The organism is Moorena sp. SIO4G3 (assembly GCF_010692305.1).
Lineage (GTDB): Bacteria > Cyanobacteriota > Cyanobacteriia > Cyanobacteriales > Coleofasciculaceae > Moorena > Moorena producens_A.
On sequence record NZ_JAAHIG010000569.1, the window covers coordinates 1 to 3998 of the forward strand.

The 3998-nt window shown below is 45.0% G+C and carries 4 protein-coding genes; all 4 read left to right on the forward strand.

Annotation, left to right across the window (positions count from 1 at the left end):
- The first annotated feature begins 293 nt into the window (after positions 1–293).
- The 4 genes from F6J99_RS42855 to F6J99_RS42870 all read left to right on the forward strand — a co-directional run bounded on the left by F6J99_RS42855 (position 294) and on the right by F6J99_RS42870 (position 3777).
- Positions 294–611 (forward strand): urease subunit beta, encoded by a 318-nt coding sequence (locus tag F6J99_RS42855; protein WP_075900721.1) that lies wholly within the window; start codon positions 294–296, stop codon positions 609–611.
- A 137-nt stretch (positions 612–748) separates the two neighbouring features.
- Positions 749–2467 (forward strand): urease subunit alpha, encoded by a 1719-nt coding sequence (ureC, locus tag F6J99_RS42860; RefSeq protein WP_293122995.1) that lies wholly within the window; start codon positions 749–751, stop codon positions 2465–2467.
- 320 nt (positions 2468–2787) lie between these two features.
- Entirely contained in the window at positions 2788–3102 is a 315-nt protein-coding gene (locus F6J99_RS42865) for a TMEM14 family protein (RefSeq protein WP_293122998.1), read from the forward strand.
- 336 nt (positions 3103–3438) lie between these two features.
- Complete coding sequence (locus tag F6J99_RS42870) at positions 3439–3777, forward strand: hypothetical protein (protein ID WP_293123001.1); 339 nt, start codon at positions 3439–3441, stop codon at positions 3775–3777.
- The last annotated feature ends 221 nt before the right edge of the window (positions 3778–3998 follow it).

The window sequence follows — 3998 nt, forward strand, 5'->3', positions numbered from 1 at the left end:
TCTACCAGCATCAGCATAGGTAAAACGGTAATAGGTAATAAGTAATAGCTACAAAAAAAAAGCAGTTGACAGCCTCCGTGCTCACAGAGAACCGCTTCATACCCTGGTCAGAATCCTAGAGCCATTAAATCTATACCCTTGATCCCTAGAGCCTAGAACATAAAAAAAAACTAAACTCTACTCCCCATCTACTTCAGTGTGTAAATTAAGGCTATAAAAAAAATCTAATTAACGAGATAATCAACGAATTCACGAGATAATAAAAAGCTAGTCAGGGTTTAAGGAGTTAGTTAGTGATTCCAGGCGAAATCATTCCCCAAACAGGGGAAATAGAACTCAATGCTGGTCGTGCCACCATCAGAGTACGGGTAGCGAATACAGGCGATCGCCCTATTCAAGTAGGGTCTCATTTTCACTTCTTTGAAGTCAACGAAGCTCTCCAATTTGACCGGGAAGCTACTACAGGCATGCGCTTAAATATTCCAGCTGGCACCGCTATCCGCTTTGAACCGGGAGACGAACGAGAGGTGGAATTAGTCACTCTTGTCGGTAGCCGTCAGGTGTACGGCTTCAATGGCAAAATTAATGGTCAACTTGATAGCTCAAGTTGATATATAGTTACTATTTTTTTTAAGCAAGCGCTACCGAGAGGTAATCCCAGAGTTTGGCCAAGGGGATAAAATTACCCATTACCCATTACCCATTACCCATTACCCATTACCCATTACCCTCAATCAAGGAGTTATTGATGAGTTATCGTATGGATCGTCGTGCCTACGCCGAAACTTATGGTCCTACTGTAGGCGATCGCATCCGCTTGGCTGATACAGAACTAGTGATCGAAGTGGAACAGGACTACACCACCTATGGTGATGAAGTTAAATTCGGTGGTGGCAAAGTGATTAGAGATGGGATGGGACAATCCCCCATCTCCCGCGCTGAGGGTGCTGTGGATTTGGTGATCACTAATGCCCTAATCCTGGATTGGTGGGGTATTGTTAAAGCCGATATTGGTATTAAAGACGGGAAAATAGTCAACATTGGCAAAGCCGGAAATCCATACATCCAGGACAATGTCACTATTATTATTGGTCCTAGCACCGAAGCAGTTGCTGGGGAAGGAATGATTCTCACCGCTGGGGGGATTGATGCTCACATTCACTTTATTTGTCCCCAACAGATTGAAACTGCGATCGCATCTGGTATCACTACTATGATCGGCGGTGGTACAGGTCCAGCCACTGGCACTAACGCCACTACCTGTACTCCTGGTGCTTGGAATATTCACCGGATGCTGCAAGCTGCCGATGCATTTCCTGTGAATCTAGGGTTTTTAGGGAAAGGCAATAGTGCCAAACCCGAGGGATTACAGGAACAAGTGATAGCGGGTGCCATGGGATTGAAGCTGCACGAAGACTGGGGCACTACTCCAGCCACTATTGATACCTGTTTAAGTGTAGCGGATCAGTTTGATATCCAGGTGGCAATTCATACCGATACCCTTAATGAAGCCGGGTTTGTAGAAAATACCATTGCTGCCTTCAAAAACCGAGTCATTCATACCTACCACACCGAAGGAGCAGGGGGAGGTCATGCTCCAGATATTATTAAAGTGTGTAGTGAAGCTAATGTATTGCCTTCTTCTACCAATCCTACCCGTCCCTATACCCTTAATACCCTAGAAGAACATCTCGATATGCTCATGGTGTGCCATCACCTAGACCGGGGCATTCCTGAAGATGTGGCCTTCGCTGAGTCCCGGATTCGTCGGGAAACTATTGCTGCTGAGGATATCCTTCATGATTTAGGGGCATTCAGTATGATTGCCTCTGATTCTCAAGCCATGGGACGGGTGGGTGAAGTGATTATCCGTACCTGGCAGACAGCCCACAAAATGAAAGTGCAACGGGGAGTGTTATCCACTACTCCTGGGGAAACTGGGGAAAATGACAATTTCCGAGCCAAGCGTTACGTTGCCAAGTATACGATTAACCCTGCGATCGCTCACGGAATTGCTAATTATGTTGGTTCCATCGCAGAAGGGAAGCTAGCCGATTTGTGTCTGTGGCGTCCAGCCATGTTTGGAGTCAAGCCAGAGATAGTGATTAAAGGTGGTGCGATCGCATGGTCCCAAATGGGTGATGCCAATGCTAGTATTCCCACACCCCAGCCGATTCATATGCGTCCGATGTTTGGTAGTTTTGGTGGTGCGATCGCAGCCACATCCGTTACCTTTGTCTCCCAAGCTGCCTTAGACCAAGACATCCCAGCTCAAATTGGCTTACAAAAATCCGCTGTTGCCGTTTCCAACACCCGCAACTTAAGTAAGACCGACATGAAACTCAACGACGCCTTGCCACAGATTGAGGTCAATCCAGAAACCTATGAAGTCAGAGCTGATGGGGAATTATTAACATGCGAGCCCGCAACGGTTTTACCTATGGCACAGCGTTACTTCTTATTTTGATGAGTTGCTAGTCAATCACTAGAGCATTTTTCATATTAATGAGGTACACACTATTTTTTTATGTTGCCTCTTGCCTCTTGCCTAAAATCAAAAATGTACCTCACCAAGTTTATGTAGGGTGGGCAGTGGATCAGACCGATTGACCAACCTTGCCAATCCCGTTGCTAGGCACTGCCCACCCTACGATTAATGACTGCATCCAATTTCCCTACTCCCTACTCCCTACTCCCTACTCCCTAATGTTAAGTTTTCTGCTGAACTGACCATAGAGGTATCGAGCTAGAGGTATAACTTAGTTCAGTTTGACAAAAAATTTAACGATGAATCTAAGTATTGCAGCAGTACTCTTATACGGAATCTTAGCCCTAATCGGGGGAATCATGGGCTATGCTAAAGCCAAAAGCAAAATATCTCTCATTTCTGGTATAGTCAGCGGTTTATTGCTAATATTTGCTGGAATAATGCAGCTTCAAGGACAACCCTGGGCACAAACTTTAGGGATAGCCGTAGCAGCTGCACTGGTGATTGTCTTTGCCATCCGGCTCGCTAAAACTCGCAAGTTCATGCCAGCTGGACTAATGATCATTGCTGGTGTGGTGTCTCTAGGGGTGATGGTTTATCCAGCTATGGCGTAAAACCACGCTTTTATAGTCCCCCCTGAATGGATTTGATCAACCAGAAAAGCACACCATGGGTTTTTCACACAGATACCCGATAGACTAACCGATAGACGTTCTCTGAGTCTATTTGGTATCTGTGTACATCGGTCTCGTGCTGATCAGCGCAAAATGCCAACAGTCTTAGCCCCTAAACTTCCTTGGAGCTTAGTGTTCTTCCTGTCTTCGCAGTTGACTTATGTATAAATCCTATCTATAAATCCTATCTATAAATGCTAAGATTGGGCTAGAAACCCCTATAGCCTAGGCGGTGCTTTATCTGTAACCTTACCAATAGTACTAATTATTAGTCAAGTGTCTCTCACCACAGATATCTATTATAACTCAACCAGTCCAGCCATTTCCAGGACTGCTAACGGTACCCGTAACTTGGTTTTTGAAGAATTAGCCGAGGTGAGTCCAATGGATCAAACTGTTTCTCTAGTGTTCATCAATCCCCAACAGCCTAGTTATGAGCCTAGTTATTCTTATGTCCAAGAAGTCCAGTTTAACAATCCCATAAATCTAGAAAATGTGGTCAGACCGACAGTCAATTTTCTTGAAAACCCTCAATCTACCCTACCTGTCGAGAATCTCGTTATTGGTTTTGTCCTAATTTCCATCTTCTCTTTCATATTTATGAAGAGTTCTTGAAAGCTGAAAACCCCCGTGCTTGGGGCAGGGCTGTTTCATTCTCGCCAAAAATAGATGGGGAGATGGGGAGATGGGGAGATGGGGAGATGGGGAGATGGGGAGATGGGGAGAATTTTGGACAAATAGTCGGAATTTTGGCCAAATTTATCTAACACTCATAGAAGGCTGAATCACGAATTGTTAGTCATTGGAGTTGCTTCCTCCCAACTAATTTGTCAGAT